At 70.6% G+C, this 15,002-nt stretch carries 13 protein-coding genes; 5 read left to right on the top strand and 8 right to left on the bottom strand.

Annotated elements, in window-relative coordinates:
* Window positions 1-163 precede the first annotated feature (163 nt).
* On the bottom strand, window positions 164-2,614 hold the full coding sequence (locus tag H291_RS0123015; RefSeq protein ID WP_232216148.1) for an esterase-like activity of phytase family protein: 2,451 nt from the start codon (window positions 2,612-2,614) through the stop codon (window positions 164-166).
* A 127-nt stretch (window positions 2,615-2,741) separates the two neighbouring features.
* Between H291_RS0123015 and H291_RS0123010 the strand changes: the two genes are divergently transcribed.
* Entirely contained in the window at window positions 2,742-4,043 is a 1,302-nt protein-coding gene (locus H291_RS0123010; protein WP_020017382.1) for a hypothetical protein, read from the top strand.
* A 105-nt stretch (window positions 4,044-4,148) separates the two neighbouring features.
* The gene (locus H291_RS0123005) at window positions 4,149-4,553 is read left to right on the top strand and encodes a hypothetical protein (protein ID WP_157237274.1); all 405 of its coding nucleotides are present in this window, start codon (window positions 4,149-4,151) and stop codon (window positions 4,551-4,553) included.
* Between the two features lie 8 nt (window positions 4,554-4,561).
* Here the strand turns inward: H291_RS0123005 and H291_RS0123000 are convergent, their stop codons facing one another.
* Window positions 4,562-5,371 carry a hypothetical protein gene (locus H291_RS0123000; protein WP_020017380.1) on the bottom strand — a complete coding sequence of 270 codons (810 nt, stop codon included), beginning with the start codon at window positions 5,369-5,371 and terminating at the stop codon, window positions 4,562-4,564.
* A 98-nt stretch (window positions 5,372-5,469) separates the two neighbouring features.
* On the opposite strand from H291_RS0123000, the gene H291_RS0122995 reads away from it, so the two are divergent.
* Window positions 5,470-8,748 (top strand): DEAD/DEAH box helicase, encoded by a 3,279-nt coding sequence (locus H291_RS0122995; protein WP_020017379.1) that lies wholly within the window; start codon window positions 5,470-5,472, stop codon window positions 8,746-8,748.
* 34 nt (window positions 8,749-8,782) lie between these two features.
* Window positions 8,783-9,553, top strand: a complete 771-nt coding sequence (locus H291_RS0122990) for a response regulator (RefSeq protein WP_020017378.1) — start codon at window positions 8,783-8,785, stop codon at window positions 9,551-9,553.
* Window positions 9,554-9,555: 2 nt separating this feature from the next.
* On the opposite strand, the gene H291_RS0122985 is transcribed toward H291_RS0122990, so the two are convergent.
* From H291_RS0122985 to H291_RS0122960, 5 genes are all read right to left on the bottom strand, one after another.
* A complete protein-coding gene (locus H291_RS0122985; protein ID WP_020017377.1) occupies window positions 9,556-9,972 on the bottom strand; it encodes a DoxX family protein in 417 nt (138 codons plus the stop codon).
* Window positions 9,973-10,177: 205 nt separating this feature from the next.
* A complete protein-coding gene (locus H291_RS31370; protein ID WP_033327768.1) occupies window positions 10,178-11,182 on the bottom strand; it encodes an aldo/keto reductase in 1,005 nt (334 codons plus the stop codon).
* Window positions 11,172-11,612: a MerR family transcriptional regulator gene (locus H291_RS31365; protein WP_033327766.1), complete on the bottom strand. Its 441-nt coding sequence runs from the start codon at window positions 11,610-11,612 to the stop codon at window positions 11,172-11,174. The genes H291_RS31370 and H291_RS31365 overlap by 11 nt, the downstream gene beginning before the upstream one ends.
* A 109-nt stretch (window positions 11,613-11,721) precedes the next feature.
* Window positions 11,722-12,210 (bottom strand): hypothetical protein, encoded by a 489-nt coding sequence (locus H291_RS0122970; RefSeq protein WP_020017374.1) that lies wholly within the window; start codon window positions 12,208-12,210, stop codon window positions 11,722-11,724.
* 506 nt (window positions 12,211-12,716) lie between these two features.
* Window positions 12,717-13,424, bottom strand: coding sequence for a hypothetical protein (locus tag H291_RS0122960; protein WP_020017372.1), 708 nt, complete (start codon window positions 13,422-13,424; stop codon window positions 12,717-12,719).
* Window positions 13,425-13,666: 242 nt separating this feature from the next.
* Between H291_RS0122960 and H291_RS31360 the strand changes: the two genes are divergently transcribed.
* Window positions 13,667-14,185 (top strand): PDDEXK nuclease domain-containing protein, encoded by a 519-nt coding sequence (locus H291_RS31360; protein WP_020017371.1) that lies wholly within the window; start codon window positions 13,667-13,669, stop codon window positions 14,183-14,185.
* 15 nt (window positions 14,186-14,200) lie between these two features.
* On the opposite strand, the gene H291_RS32910 is transcribed toward H291_RS31360, so the two are convergent.
* The gene (locus tag H291_RS32910; RefSeq protein ID WP_157237273.1) at window positions 14,201-14,890 is read right to left on the bottom strand and encodes a PKD domain-containing protein; all 690 of its coding nucleotides are present in this window, start codon (window positions 14,888-14,890) and stop codon (window positions 14,201-14,203) included.
* Window positions 14,891-15,002 lie beyond the last annotated feature (112 nt).

The raw sequence follows: 15,002 nt of genomic DNA, 5'->3' as shown, positions 1-15,002 counted from the left end.
CTGGTCGAGACCTTCGTTGGTCGAGCCTGTCGAGACCCCACCCCGCTGGTCGAGCTTGTCGAGACCCCACCCCGCTGGTCGAGCTTGTCGAGACCTCACCCCGCTGGTCGAGCTTGTCGAGACCTCACCAGGTCTCGACAAGCTCGACCAGCGACGGCAGCACTCAGCGGAAGATCTTGCGGGCGCTGCCCAGGTCCAGGAACACCGTCTCGCCGGTCGCGTCCTGCACGCCGTCGTTGTCGGTGATCGCGTACACCCGGCCGTCGCCGCCGATGGTGAGGCCCTCGAGCTTCTCCTGCGTCCAGCCGTTCGTGGCACGAAGCGCGGGCAGCACGTCGATCGCGAGCTTCTTGCGCAGCACCGGGACGGTGCCCGGACGCGGGTCCCGCTTCGGCAGGTCCACCGTGTACACGGCCTTGAGCTTCGCCGCCGGGCCGTTGAGCTTGTCCCGCTCGATCACGGCGAGGGTGTCGCGGTCCACGACGGTGATCTCGGACAGGCCGACCCAGTCGCCGTCGGCGGTGGGCCGGGACAGCTCGTAGCCGAACCAGGTCCACTCCCCCGTCGCGACGTCGTACCGGCCGATGCGGGCGTAGCCGCCCACGCCGTCGTCGCTGGTCAGGCCCCGCTGGAGCGCGACGAACAGGTGCTCGCCGTCGCGGTCCACGGTGCCGGCCACGCCCTCGATGCCCCACTTGCCGAGGCCTGCGGCGACGTCGTCGGGCAGGCTGACGCGCTCCTGCACGCGGCCCGACGCCGAGACGCGCACCAGCGCGTTCTCCGGACCGGTCGCGCCCTCGACGCCGAGCCAGAACCCGCCCGCCGTGCCGCGGACCGACGGACGCGCCCAGATGCCCTCGGCGTCCAGGCCGACCGGCTCGCCGTCCTCGGTCACGACGATCTCGCGGTCGATCACCGCGGGGCCGTTCTTCGAGCCGCGCGTGCCGGCGGTCGAGACGGAGAGGATCGACGTCGGCGACTTCGCGGCGTCGGTCACGGTCCACAGGCGGTCACGCTTGGCCGGGTCGGCCGAGAGCGCGCCGAGCGCGGTCCAGCCGATCGGCTTCTTCGTTCCCGCGGAGGTGCGGGCGTCGGCCGAGACGATCGACGGGAAGGCCGCGGCTGAGGAGTGAGCTTGCGAGCCCCGCAAAGCCGCGGCATCGAGCAGAGCCGTACCGGCCGAGCGGGCGTACCGCTGCCCCTTGCCGAACACCGAGACCGACGCGCGGACGCCGTCCTCGGCCGCGTCCTCCTCCGAGGAGACGACGAGCAGGTTCCGCGACGGGACCGGCAGGATCCCCTCCGGACCGTTCGTCGTGGCCAGCACCTGCACGAACCGCGGCTTCGCCGGGCGGGAGACGTCGTAGACGGCCACGAAGTTGGACCGCTCGGAGCCGACGAACGCGTAGCGGACTCCGTCGAGGGTCGCGACGGCGAGGCCCTCCATCTCCACGCCCTTCTTGCCGGCGCGGTCCTCGTTGTGCAGGCCGACGCGGACGGCGAGCTCCTCGACCGAGGAGCCCGCGTCCCAGACGACGTCGCCGGTCGCGGCCTCGAAGACCGACCAGCCGCGCGTGCCGCCCTTCCAGTCGCCCTCGTTCGCCGTGGCGACGTGCTCGTCGTCGATCCAGCCGATCGCGTCGGGCTCGCGCGGGGCGGCCTCGACGGAGCCGGTCTGGTCGATCGCGCCGTCGTCCTCGGTGTCCACGCCCTCCAGAGCGACGTCGCCCGCCGAGAACACGTTCTCGAGCTCGCCGGAGACGACGTCGAGCACGGCGACGCCGTTGTTCTCCTGCAGCGTCACCGCGACCTTGGTGTCGGACGGGTTGATCGAGACGTACTCGGGCTCCGGGTCCTGCGGGGTGTCCAGGCCGGCGGCCGCGAGCGCCGCCTCGTCGAGCGCGACGAGGCGTACCTGCCAGGCCGCGGGGTCGGTGCCGGGGAGGTCGACGAACTGCAGGAACCCGGCGGGCGCCTGCGGGAGGTCGCCCTCCTCGCCCTCGCCCGTGTCGGGCAGCACGTCCTCGTCGCGCTGGTTCTCCATCGCGATGACGGCGTGGGCGCCGTCGTGCGTGACGGCGATCGAGTCGGGCTGCCCGCCCAGGTCGATCGAGCGCACCAGGGTGCGGGTCGCGAGGTCGACGACATCGAGACGGCCGGAGGGCGCGGTGAACGACGTCGAGCTGTCGACGACGACGAGCACGTGGTCGCCGACGACCGCGACCGAGGTCGGCTCGTCGTGCTCCGAGCCGAGCTCGGCGAGCGACAGCGTGCCCAGGCCCTTGGGCTCGGCCGGGTCGCTGATGTCGACGAAGCCGATGCGCCGGGCGGCGGCGTCGGTGTGGACGAGGGTCCGGCCGTCCTCGCTGACCGCGGAGATCTCGGCGACGGTCGCGTCGGCGGGATCGGTGCCCGCCGGGACGTTCTCGAAGACGGGGTAGGTGGCGAGGCGGTGGAACGTCTCGCGCGCGCTGGTCGTGCCGAACGATCCAGTCGATCCGGTCGATCCGGTCGGGGTGTGGTGGCTGGCGGCGATCGCCGGAAGCGTGCTCAGGCCGAGCGCGAGAACCGCGCCGGAAGCGATGAAGGCCGCATGGCGGCGGTGAGGAGACACGCTCGGCACCGTCGCGCGATCCGGTGTCGCTGGGAGGACCGTGGGCTGGCCCGGGGGTGTCGCGCAGGTGAACTTCCGCGCGCGCGAGCCCAGGTGGCGAAGGGCGTGCGCGGCTAGGCTCGACGGTGTGACCGTCCTCGCCGAGCTGCGCGCTCTGCTGCGCCTTCCCGGGTTCCGGAAGCTGTTCGCGGTGCGGCTCGTGTCCCAGGCAGCCGACGGCATGTTCCAGGTGGGCCTCGCCAACCTGTTGTTCTTCAGCCCGGAGTCACAGGGGTCGGCGTCCGCGATCGCCGGCGCGTTCGCGCTGATGCTGGCGCCCTTCACCGTGGTGGGACCGTTCGCCGGCGTGTTCCTGGACCGGTGGCAGCGGCGTCAGGTGCTGGTCTACGGCAACGCGGTGCGCGTGCTGATCACCGCCACGATGGCGGTGCTCATGCTCACGCAGGGCGTCACGCCCGCGATCTACGTGCTGGGCCTCGCGGCCCTGAGCGTCAACCGCTTCCTGCTCGCCGGCCTCTCGGCGGGCCTGCCGCGCGTGGTCCAGGGCGACCTGCTGCTCACGGCCAACGCGCTGACGCCGACGCTCGGCGCGGGTGCGGCGTTCCTCGGGGGCGGCCTGAGCTTCGTGCTGAGCCTCGCGATGCCGTCGGGCCGGGTCCACGACGCCACGGCGCTGGCCTGCGCGAGCGTCGTGATGGGCTGCGCCTCGCTGCTGGGGCTGCGGATGTCGCGCACGCTGCTGGGTCCGCTGGAGCCCGCCGTCGGCTCCATCCGCAACGAGCTGGCGAACGTCGTCCGCGGCCTGGTCGACGGCGCGCGCTACCTGGCCGCACGCCGCACGCCCGGCCAGGCGCTGCTGGTCATGGCGCTGCACCGCTTCCTGTACGGGGTCGTGTTCATCGCGTCGATCCTGATGTCCCGCAACCTGCTGGCCGACCCTGACGACCCGACCGCGGGGCTCGCGATGTTCGCCACGGTGATCGCGGCGACCGGCGTGGGCGGCGGGCTCGCGATCCTGCTCACCGCGGTGCTGGCCCGGCGCATGGCCCCGCAGTCCTGGATCGCCGTGATGCTCCTGGTGGCGGGGTTGTCGCAGCTCATCCTCGTGCCCGAGCCCGGCTTCGCCGCCGTGGTCACCGCCGCCGGGCTGCTCGGCCTCGCGGCGCAGGGCGCCAAGATCGCCGTCGACACCATCGTGCAGCGCGACTCCGAGGACGCGTACCGCGGTCGTGCCTTCGCGTTCTACGACGTGCTCTACAACGCCGCGTTCGTCGGCGCGGCGGCCCTCGCGGCATTCCTCGTGCCGGACGCCGGCTGGTCGCCCGGCCTCTTCGTCGCCCTCTCCCTGGGGTACGTCCTGGCCGCGCTGCTGTTCGGTCTCCGCGGCACTCGCACGGCTGCGCTGGTGCGGCAACCGGTAAGCGGGTGAATTTGTGGATGAGGTCCGGTCTTTTGAGGCGAACATGCCTGTTTTGCCGGTCGAACGGTGCAAGGATTGAGACTAGTTACCTACAGGGACTGGAGGCTCCCGTTCATGTCCGACGCACCCGCCGTCACCCCGACGCCAACCTGGGGTGAGGTATTTCCCTGGTTCCGCGAGGTCATGGCCGAAGACGACGCCTGGTACGTCGGTAAGGTCGACAACAAGACCGACGTAGGCGTCGCACGCCTGGCAGACGCCGCAGTGACGCGGCTCAAGCCCCTTCCCGTCGGCCGCCTCTACCCCGCAGTGCGGCGGGTCGAGCGGCTCGACGAACTCACCTGGCCCAAGCACCGCCTGCTCAACGCTCTGCACCGTGGCGGCTGCTTCACCGGGGACGACCTTTCCTACATGGTGATCGCCGAGATGCTCTCCTGGGAGTCGGTCGGTCCGATCATCGTCAAGCAGATCCTCGAGGTCGTGGCGCTGGAAGAAATCCGGGCCAGCTCCGCGAGATAGCAGTTCTCTCAAGCCTCGACGGTGGCCGGATCAGGGGTAACGGCCACCGCAGGGCGCCGGGCCGCGACGACGGCGAACGGCACGACAGTCAGCATCAGCAGCCCCTGCAGGATCTGCGCCACCGCGTACCCAGCGCCGAGTACGCCGAACGAGCCGGCCGCGGCCAGGAGGCCGAGCACCGCGACGACCGCCGCGAGCAGCGCCCCGATCCGCCGCGTCACGGGTGCCGCCCAGCCGCACAGCGCGGCCGCCGCCACGACGAGCAGCCCGAGCACCGCGCTCAGCAGCAGCGATCCGATCATCCCGGTCAGCAGACCCCCGAACGACAGCATCGAGACGACCGGGAGCAGCACGCTTGTCCACAGGGTGTGGATGACCGCACCGACCAGGACGACGACCAGGCCGGCCCGCCGCGCCGTCCGGGGATCGCGCAGGAGCAGCGCGAGCAGGACGCCGGTCGCCACGACGGCCAGCACGAAGATCTCGGCCAGGGTGCCCAGGAGCAGGTCGGGCCGGGCGCCGAACGCGAGCTGCACCACGGCCGTGCCGACCTGGAGCAGCAGGTGCGCGCCGACCACGACGACGGCGGCGACCAGGAGCCGTCGGGCCCGCAGCGCGGCCGCTCCCAGAGCGAGCAGCACGGTCCCGGCCGTCGCCGCGTTCTCCACCATGTAGACCAGGTTGTTCGTGGTGAACCCCAGGTCGAGCTCGCTCCTGGGAAGGAGCAGGCGCTGCGGCACCGCCATCCACGCCGCGAGGGCGAGGGCGATGATGCTGAGCGCGGCGGGCCGGCGGCCGGCGTCGGGCAACGGGTTCATGCGGACACCCTCCCAGAAGCCACTGACACTCCGTGTGATGCGCGGCACGCTGTGGATAACTCGGCGGTGCGGGCCGGCCGGCGTGGAACCATGGATGGGTGCCCCCGCCGATCCCCGCCCCGCGCATCCACCCCGCGGCCATCAAGCTGCTGGTGGGCAGCGGCGCGTACCAGCGCGGGGAGGAGTACCAGCAGCAGGGCCGGGTCATCTCGTGGGAGTGGCTGCCGGCCGAGATGCTGCTCATCTCCTGGGTGCGCGGCAGCGGCCGCAGCACCTACTCGTGCTCCATCGAGTTCCAGGAGGACCCGCCGGGGCCGCCCGTCGTCGTCGGCTCGGACTGCACGTGCCCGGTCAGGTCCGCCTGCAAGCACGTGGCGGCGACTCTGCTGGAGTCCGGGACGGACGGGCTGGCCTCGCTGGTGCGGTCCGCGTCGTCGCTGACCCGCGCACCGCAGGTGCCGGAGTGGAAGGCGGTCGTCCAGCAGCTCGTGCCCACCGCGCCCGCGGGACCGCCGGCCGGGCCGGCGCCCGACGATGCGCCGGAGCTGGCGCTCCAGCTGCGGATCGACGGCACCGCCGCCGCGAACAACCTGGCGCTGTCGATGCGGCCCGTGCAGCGCAACGACCGGGGCGCCTGGGTGGGCGGCAACGCCTCGTGGAACTACATCCGCAACGGGTTCCTCCGCGGGGTCGACCCCGCGGTCCGGCAGTGGTTCACCACCCTCGACGCCCTGCGCGCCACGAGCCCGCGCGGCTACGGCTACCTCAGCACCGGTGACTGGATCAGTCTCGACGACGTGCTCGCCCGCCCCTTCTGGCACCACCTCGCCGACGCGGCGGAGCTCGGGATCGAGCTGGTCGGCAAGTCCCGTCGGGAGTCGGTGCGGCTGGCCCACGACGCGTCTGTCTCCCTCGACCTCTCCCTGCCCGACGGCGGCGCGCGCCTGGAGCGGACCGTCGCCTTCGACGGCGTGGTCACGGCCGCGACGTCCGTCGGACCGCTCGGCGACCACGGCCTGTTCGCGGTCGAGGAGTCGTCCCAGGGCCGCACCATCACCCTGGGCCCGACGGCGGCGCCGCTCACCGACCAGGAGCGCGCCGCGGTGCACCTGTCCGACGTCGCCATCCCGGCCGACGCCGTCGACGAGTTCCTCGCGGACTACCTCCCGCTCCTACGGCGTGAGGTCCGGGTCCGCGCGGAGCCCGGCGTCGACCTGCCGGACCTGCCCCGGCCGGAGCTCGTCGCGTCCATCGAGGCGGTGTCGGCGGCCGAGGTGCACGTGACGTGGCGGTGGGCCTACCCGCCGTCGGACAAGGAGTACCCGCTGACCACGGCGCTGGAGCCGGGAGCGGACCTGCGCGACCTCGCGGCGGAGACCGCGACCCTGGGCCGCGCCGTGGCCGCGGTGCGCGAGCTGCCGGGGTTCGGCCACTTCCGGGTGGCGCCCGAGGTGTATCGCGGGCTGCGGGCGATGGACCTCGTCACGACGGCGCTGCCCGCGCTCCGGGCACTGCCGGACGTCCGGGTCGAGAGCGACGAGCTGCCGGAGTACCGCGGGCTCGAGGCGACGCCGGTCGTCAGCATGCGCGCCACCGACAGCGGCGACATGGACTGGTTCGAGCTGGGCGTCACCGTGGCGGTCAACGGGCGCGAGATCCCCTTCGGGTCGCTGTTCGACGCGCTGGCCCGCAACCAGAAGCGGTTCATGCTCACCGACGGCACCTGGCTGCGCACGGACCTGCCGGTGTTCGCGGAGCTCCGGGCCCTGATCGAGGAGGCGCAGCGGCTCTCGGACCAGCCGGGCAAGCTCCGGGTCAGCCGCTTCAACGCGAGCCTCTGGGCCGAGCTGGAGGACGTCGCCGACTTCGTCGAGCAGTCCGACCGGTGGCGACACTCGGTGAGCGAGCTGGTCGCGCTCACCGCCGACGGTGCCGAGGGCCCGCAGACACTGCCCCCGCCCGTGGGCCTGAAGGCGGAGCTGCGGCCGTACCAGCAGCACGGGTTCGAGTGGCTGACCTTCCTGTGGCGGCACGGGCTGGGCGGGATCCTCGCCGACGACATGGGGCTGGGCAAGACCGTGCAGACCCTGGCCTTCGTGGCCCAGGCCCGCCAGGAGGCGGCCCCGGGCTCGCCGCCGTTCCTCGTGGTCGCGCCCGCCTCGGTGGTGAGCAACTGGGCGGCCGAGGCCGCGCGGTTCACGCCGGACCTGAAGGTGGTGACGCTGCCGACGACGGCTCGCAAGGCCGGGACGTCGGTGGCGGACGTGGCCGCCGGGGCGGACGTCGTCGTCACCTCGTACGCGATCTTCCGGCTGGACTTCGACGCGTTCGCCGACGTCGGGTGGAGCGGGCTGATCCTCGACGAGGCGCAGTTCGCGAAGAACCACCAGACGCGGGCCAACGAGTCGGCCCGCCGGCTGCGGGCGCCGTTCAAGCTGGCGATCACGGGCACGCCCATGGAGAACAACCTCATGGAGCTGTGGGCGATGCTCGCGATCGTGGCGCCGGGGCTGTACGGGTCGGCGACCAGGTTCCGCGAGGACTACGTCAAGCCCGTCGCCGGCGAGGGCGACTCGGGCCCGCTCCTGGGCCGGCTCCGCCGCCGGATCAAGCCCCTCATGCTGCGCCGGACCAAGAGCCAGGTGGCGCCGGAGCTGCCCGAGCGGCAGGAGCAGGTGCTCCGCGTGACCCTGGACCCCCGACACCGCCGGATCTACGACACGCACCTGCAGCGGGAGCGGTCCCGGCTGCTGGGTCTGCTGGACAGCTTCGACGAGAACCGCGTGGCGGTGTTCCGCGCGCTGACCACGCTGCGCCGCATGGCGCTGGACGCCTCGCTGGTGGACGCGGAGTACGAGGGCGTGGCGTCGGCCAAGCTGAACCTGCTCGCCGAGCAGCTCGCCGAGGTGGCCGCCGAGGGGCACCGCGCGCTGGTGTTCTCGCAGTTCACGTCGTTCCTGGCCAAGGCGGCGGAGGTGTGCCGGGAGCTCGGGATCCCGTACGAGTACCTGGACGGCTCCACCCGGCGCCGGCCGGAGGTGATCGGCCGGTTCAAGGACGGCACGGCACCGGTGTTCCTGATCAGCCTCAAGGCCGGCGGGTTCGGGCTGAACCTGACCGAGGCCGACTACGTCTACCTGCTCGACCCGTGGTGGAACCCGGCGACGGAGGCACAGGCGATCGACCGGACGCACCGCATCGGGCAGACGTCGAACGTGATGGTGTTCCGGCTCGTCTCCGAGAACACGATCGAGGACAAGGTGATGGCGCTCAAGGAGCGCAAGGCCCGGCTGTTCGACGCCGTGCTGAGCGACGACGCCGGGGCGTTCGCGGGGTCGCTGGGCGCCGACGACATCCGGGGGCTGCTGGAGGGCTGACGCCCACCGCCGTCCGACCTGTACGTTTTATCCCGTGTCTCCCGTTGCTGACCTGATCGGGGCTGTCGCCAGCCTGCTGTGGCCCCTGCTCGTGATCGTCGTGCTGCTGGTCTTCGGACGGCAGCTCCTGTCGAAACTGCGAAACTCCGACGACGTCACGCTGGAGATCGGCGGGCAGCGGCTCAACCTCAAGCAGGCGACGGACCAGCAGTCCGACATGATCACGGACCTGCAGCACGAGGTGGCTTCACTGCGCAAGCGGCTGGACGACGTCGGGGTGGGCGCGGCCGGGGGCTGGGCGGGCGGCGTGGGGAGCGGGCCGGAGGCCGGTTGGGGCGGGCCGGAAGCCGTGCAGGACGAGGAGCCCGGTCCGGCCGACGAGCTGATCGGCTTCGGTCGGCCGGACACGCAGGGCGCGCTGCCGGGTTCGGCTCCCCACTCGATCCTGTGGGTCGACGACCACCCCGAGAACAACGCGATGCTCGCGGAGTCGTGGCGGCGCGAGGGTGCCGAGGTCGACACCGCGCGCACCACGGACGAGGCGATGAGCCTGCTCACCGCACGCCGCTACGGCCTGGTGATCTCGGACATGGGCCGGCACGAGTCCGGCGTCGACGTGCCGGATGCCGGGCTCCGCCTGCTCACGAAGGTCCGCGCGGCGGACGCCCACGTCCCGTTCGTGCTGTACGGGAACGTCGAGCAGGTCTCGGACGTCGCCCGGGCGGCAGGGGCCACTCTCGTCACGGGCTCGACGTTCGAGCTGGTCGACTTCGCGAGCAGCGTGGGGATGTTCCAGGACGCCTGACGTCAGCCCTTGTCCTGGACGGACCGGGCCCGCGTCGAGGCGAGCGCCCACGCGACCAGGACCGGCTGGCCCAGCAGGCGCAGCGCCCGCTTCCGGTCCGTGTCCAGGCCGAACGCGTCCCGCCGCTCCACCAGCTGTGCGATGTTCCCGGGGAAGACCGCGACGAAGAACGCGGCGACCAGCGCGCCCAGCCGCCGTCGGGCAGGCTGCTTCCACGTGGCCACGAGCGCGGTGCCGAGGCTGATCTCGACGATCCCGGACCCGACCACGACGGTGTCGGGGTCGGCAGGGAACCAGGTCGGGACCTGGGCCTGGAACTCCTTGCGCGCCTTGGTGAGGTGGCCGATGCCGGCCGTGAGCAGGGCGGCGCCGAGAGCTACCTGGCCGATGCCGCGGAGGACCGAGCTGGTGGATGCCATGGGGTCCATCCTGGACCCCGCGCCGGCCGCACACGATCCGGGGGCTCGCCGGTGGAGGATCCGTCGACCCGGTGCGCGGGGCTCGGCTCAGAGCAAGCCCTCGACCTCGGACGTTGCGGATATGCAACGGCTGACGAGGATCGCACGAGAACGGCATGCCGCCGCGATGACGCGCGATCCTCGTGCCGAGCCGTAGCCGCCGGCGCTACCGGTCCATCCCTGCTGCGACCTCCACGTAGTCCCGCGTTCCCACGACCTCCGCGGCGGGCAGCGCCTCAGCCAGTTCCGCCCGATCCGCCTCCGACAGCGTCAGCCCCACGGCCCCGACGTTCTCGTCGAGCCGGGATCGCCGCCGCGTGCCGGGGATCGGCACCACGCCCTCGGCGATGACCCAGGCCAGCGCGACCTGCGCGAGCGTCGCCCCGTGCCTGCGAGCGATCTCTGCCACCCGCTCCACCAGTCGGCGGTTCGCGGCGAAGGCCTCGGGCTGGAAGCGCGGGAGGGTCCGCCGGGCGTCGTCGGCGTCCAGGTCGTCGAGCGACGTCACACTGTCGGTGAGCACTCCCCGTCCGAGCGGTGAGAAGGCCACGAGCCCGATACCGAGCTCGCGCATCGTCGCCAGCTCGTCGTTGTGCAGTACGTCCCGCGCGAAGAGCGAGAACTCCGACTGCACCGCGGCCAGCGGGTGGACGGCGTGCGCACGACGGATCGTCGCGGCGGAGGCCTCGGACAGCCCGATGTGCCGCACCTTTCCCTCGGTGACCAGCTCGGCCATGGCACCGACGGACTCCTCGATCGGGACGTTCGGGTCCACCCGGTGCAGGTAGTACAGGTCGATGTGGTCCGTGCCGAGGTGCCGCAGGGAACGGTGCGCGGCCTTGCGGATGTACTCCGGCGTGCCGTTGCGGCCGTGGATCGTGCCGTCGTCGTCGGTCTCAGCGGAGGCCTTCGTCGCGAGGATCACCTCGTCCCGTCGTGCGCCGAGCGCGCGCCCGATCAGCTTCTCGTTCTCGAAGGGCCCGTAAGCCTCGGCGGTGTCGATGAAGTTCACGCCGACGTCGACGGCGTGCCGCAGCGTCGCGATCGACTCCGCTTCGTCGCTCGCGCCGTAGTACGCGCTCATCCCCATCGCGCCCAGGCCGAGCGGCGGTACGCGCAGCCCGTCTCCGAGCAGTATCGGTTCGAGCCCTCGCCCGTGGTCATTCGTCATGGATCGTCTCTTCCTCACGGGCCACGTATGCGCGATACGCGGCGATCTTCGTGTCCAGTGCCGCGAGGTGCTCCCGCGTCCGCTTCAGCTGCGCGACGACGGTTTCCCGATGCTCCTCGAACGCCGCAAGGCGCTCCCGCTCCGTTCCCGGAGTCCGGCTCAAGGCTGCCACGTCACGAACCTGGGCGATCGGCATCCCGGTCTCGCGCAGCATCACCAGACCGGCCAGCCAGTCGAGGTCGTTGCGATGAAAGCGCCGGTGACCGTTGCTCCGGCGCGGAGCCGGGTCGAGCAGCAGCCCCTCGCGCTCGTAGTAGCGCAGGGTCTGCACGCTCAGCCCGACAGTGGCTGCGGCGTCACCGATCGACAGCCCCTCATCGGGGACGTCGACGTCGAGCTGCGGGGTCAGGGAGGGCGGCACACGATCCATGACACAACCTATAGCGCGCTATAGGTCAAGCCGCCGCCGGGAGACGACCGAGGGGCGCACCCACTTCTGGGTCCGCCCCTCGGTCGTCTGTTGGTGCGCCGGTGCCGGCTCAGTCCCGCAGCAACGCCTGGAGCTCGCCGATCCGGATCTGCGAGCTGTTCGGCCGCGAGGTGAAGGGGATCTCACCCGTCTGTCCGCCGCTGCTCTGCCACTCCACGACCCAGTAGGCCGTGCCCGTGAGGGTCAGGTTTCCCGGGCTGCCGTTGAGGTCGGCCCCGAAACCACAGGTGGGCGACGGCTCGTCGCTGTTTCGACCGTCGTAGGGTGTGCCCGGTGCGTTGGCTCCGTCGCACGAGATGGCGCCAACCGTGGTGCCGTTCGCCGCGGTCAGGGTCCACTCAACCCGGTCGAGCGTGCCGGTGGCCGTGACGCTCAGGCCGCCATCGGGCGAGGTGCGAGTGACTTCGATCGGCCCGGTCGTGTTCCGCGTCGGGTTTGCGATCCACAGCCAGATCGGCAGGCCGATGGTGCCCACGGGGTTCTGGTTCGCCGTCGATGCCGGCGGGGTGGAACCGATCTGGCCCATGCTGAGGTTCATCGCAGCTACTGCTCGTTGGGCGAGTTCCTCGGCGGAGGGGCCAGCAGGAGCCGCGGGGCTGGCGGACCAGTAATAGGAGTGACCTTCGCAGTTCTCAAGGTTGCCGCCCGCCTCTGCACAAGCAGGCGGGGTGCACTCAAGCACAGTTCCGTCGCCAGGCTCGTGGCCCTCCCATGCCGGGTCCCCAGCAGGAGGCTGCGGGCTTGCATTCCGCACATAGCAATCGCCGTCCCATGCACCGTACTCGTTGCTACACGGGACTACTTCGCCCAGGTCGCGGCAGACTCGTGGACCGCCGCCGCCACCAGTGTCTCCTCCATCGTCGCCACCACCGTCATCACCACCACCGCCGCCTTCACACGGAATAACTACCCCGTCGGGAAGTGTCGTAGGGGTGCATTCGTCTGCCGTTGCAATCGGTGCTGGCGCCACACCAACGAGCACGGCGGCCAGCATCGCGATTGACGCAACCAGGGCTCTTCCGACCCACCGATTCAGCCGCAAGGTCAGCATGCCTGCTCCGGGTGTGGCGTCTGCTGGTTAACTGTCCAATAACTCTTCAACCCTTGGTGGCGCATCACATAATCAAACTGGTATCTGGTAGGAGCGCCGGCAGCACGAGGAATCTCGTCACCGGCTCGCGAGAAGTTCTGGACGTCACCAAAGTCAACGCACGCCTTGAGATGCACCTCTTCGTTGCCGACGTCCGAGTCCTTGTACTGCGTTACGTTCATTGACTCAACCGAGGCTGCGCCGGTCGTGTAGTCGCCAGAGGAGGCAGACTCCGTATAGGCAGCCCTGAGCGAGGACCTCAGCGCCGGATGCCCCCAGAAAGGCCTCAACTGCGTGTCCCAGTCCTTGTAGCCGTTGTTCGCAACCTGGGCCGTCGTCTCGTAGTACTTCTCCAGACGCGCCTTCGCGTCGGCGATGTTCTGGGCCTTGATCTGCTCCGGCGTCGTCGGCGAGGGGGACGGCTCCGCCGACGGGGCAGTGGCCGACGGGCTCGTGGATACCGACGCCGAGGGGGACGATGAGCCCGGACCAGGGATCGCGCCCTGAACCGTCTCGGGCTCGAACACTCCCGACCGCACGACCGCGAACGCGGCCACCGCTATGACTGCGACCCCGATGAGGACGGCGATGGTGCGCTTGGGCGTGATGGCGGACGAGACCATCGGCGACTCCCTCAACTTCGGGCAGAACTCAGTGAACACGGCCGTAGCCAAGGGTGCGCTACATCCGTCTTCCCGGCAAGGCGCCTCCGTGATAATTCACAACATCTCGCCAACACAGGGCAAGGCTTAACCATGTGGACGCCATGCCCTGTCGGGCCTCCATGGCCGCTCCTCGCGATTCGTTGCGTATACGCAACTCGGGTGGCGGATGTTGAAATCCCTCTACAGGCTTGGGTCATGACCTATCTGACGCACACCCAGCGGACCGGCGAACGATGAACATGTTCCGGCGCACCGCCTCCGGGCCCGAAGGGTTCGAGGACGTCATCGACGAGATCACCGAGTCCCTCCGCCGCACCTTCACCGGCATCGTCGTGGACCATCTCGAGGAAGAGCTCGCCGTGCCGGCACGCAACATCTGCGTGGCCGACCGGCACATGGGCCTGATGGAGGACGAGCGCGACTACACGGTCGACCTGCTCCTCTTCCACGTGACCCAGCTGCGCTACATCGCGGTCCAGGTACACGTCGGGCGCTTCAATCCCGCACTGATCGGTCGCACCCGGTACACGGTCGCGCTGGTGGACGATCTCCTTCGCCTACCGGATACCCACAGCCCTAGTGTCGGGATCCTGCTCTGCACCGACGCACCGGCCGACCACATGGCGGGACCCGTTGCCGTCGCCCTCTATGACGACTTGTCCCCCGAGGAAGCGGCGGAGCTCCCGCTTCCGCTCGAGCTCACCGCGCACATCGACAGCTGCTTCGAAGCCACGGCCGCCAAACACGCGACCACTTGAGCCCCACTCACCGGTTCACTCGCCGTACAAATCCTCCACCAGGCGGGCTCGTGCCTCCAGGATCTCCAGCCTGCCCGACGCCGACGCCGTGGTCGCCTCACCCGGCACGTCACGCCAGGTGGGCTCCCCGGCCAGCCGGAACTGGCCGCCCCAGGTGGTGGTGAGCGAGATGGTCGCCGTGCCCGGCTTCGCATATGCGTGCGCGATCGTGTGCTCGGGATACGGCGCACCCGGTTCGCTTGTGCTGAGCGGCGATGTCCCGTCGCCGAAGTCCCAGGAATAGCTGGTCGGCACTGCCCGGATCTCTACCGGGATGCCGAACAGTTCGGTGCTGACTGTTCGTGGTTCCCGATCGGTAAAGGCGATGGTGTCGACGTTGACGAGCGTCCAGCCGTCGGGCGGCTGCACGATCACTTCCGACGGAGCGATCTGCATCTCCTGGAACGCTCGAGCAGCAGCGGCAGGAAGATCAATCTGACGGCGTTGTTCGGCCAGGCAGGACTCGTCCTCCACGAGTTCCGCGCTCGACCAGCCACCTGATTGCCTGCGCTGCTCGAAGAGGGCGCCGACGGCCTGCTCGTCGTCCTCGCACTCGATGCCTTCGTAGGCAAGCTGATGACCTTCGTCGCAGGACTCGGCAAGGACGGTCGCACCGCCGAGATCGCGAAGGAAGCACATGGCGGGAGTAACCCGCCATTGGCGCACGGGCAGCATCCTTGGTCGCTCAGACGAGCGTAGGCCCGCATTGGGAGCAGAGCGCGCCGGATTCGATGGCAGTTCAGCTATTACTCGAACAGTGTCCTGGCTACTTTGCCCC

Origin of the sequence: Promicromonospora sukumoe 327MFSha3.1, from assembly GCF_000385135.1 — a bacterium.
GTDB classification, from domain to species: Bacteria; Actinomycetota; Actinomycetes; order Actinomycetales; family Cellulomonadaceae; genus Promicromonospora; species Promicromonospora sukumoe_B.
This window is presented reverse-complemented; position numbering and strand designations above follow the sequence as displayed.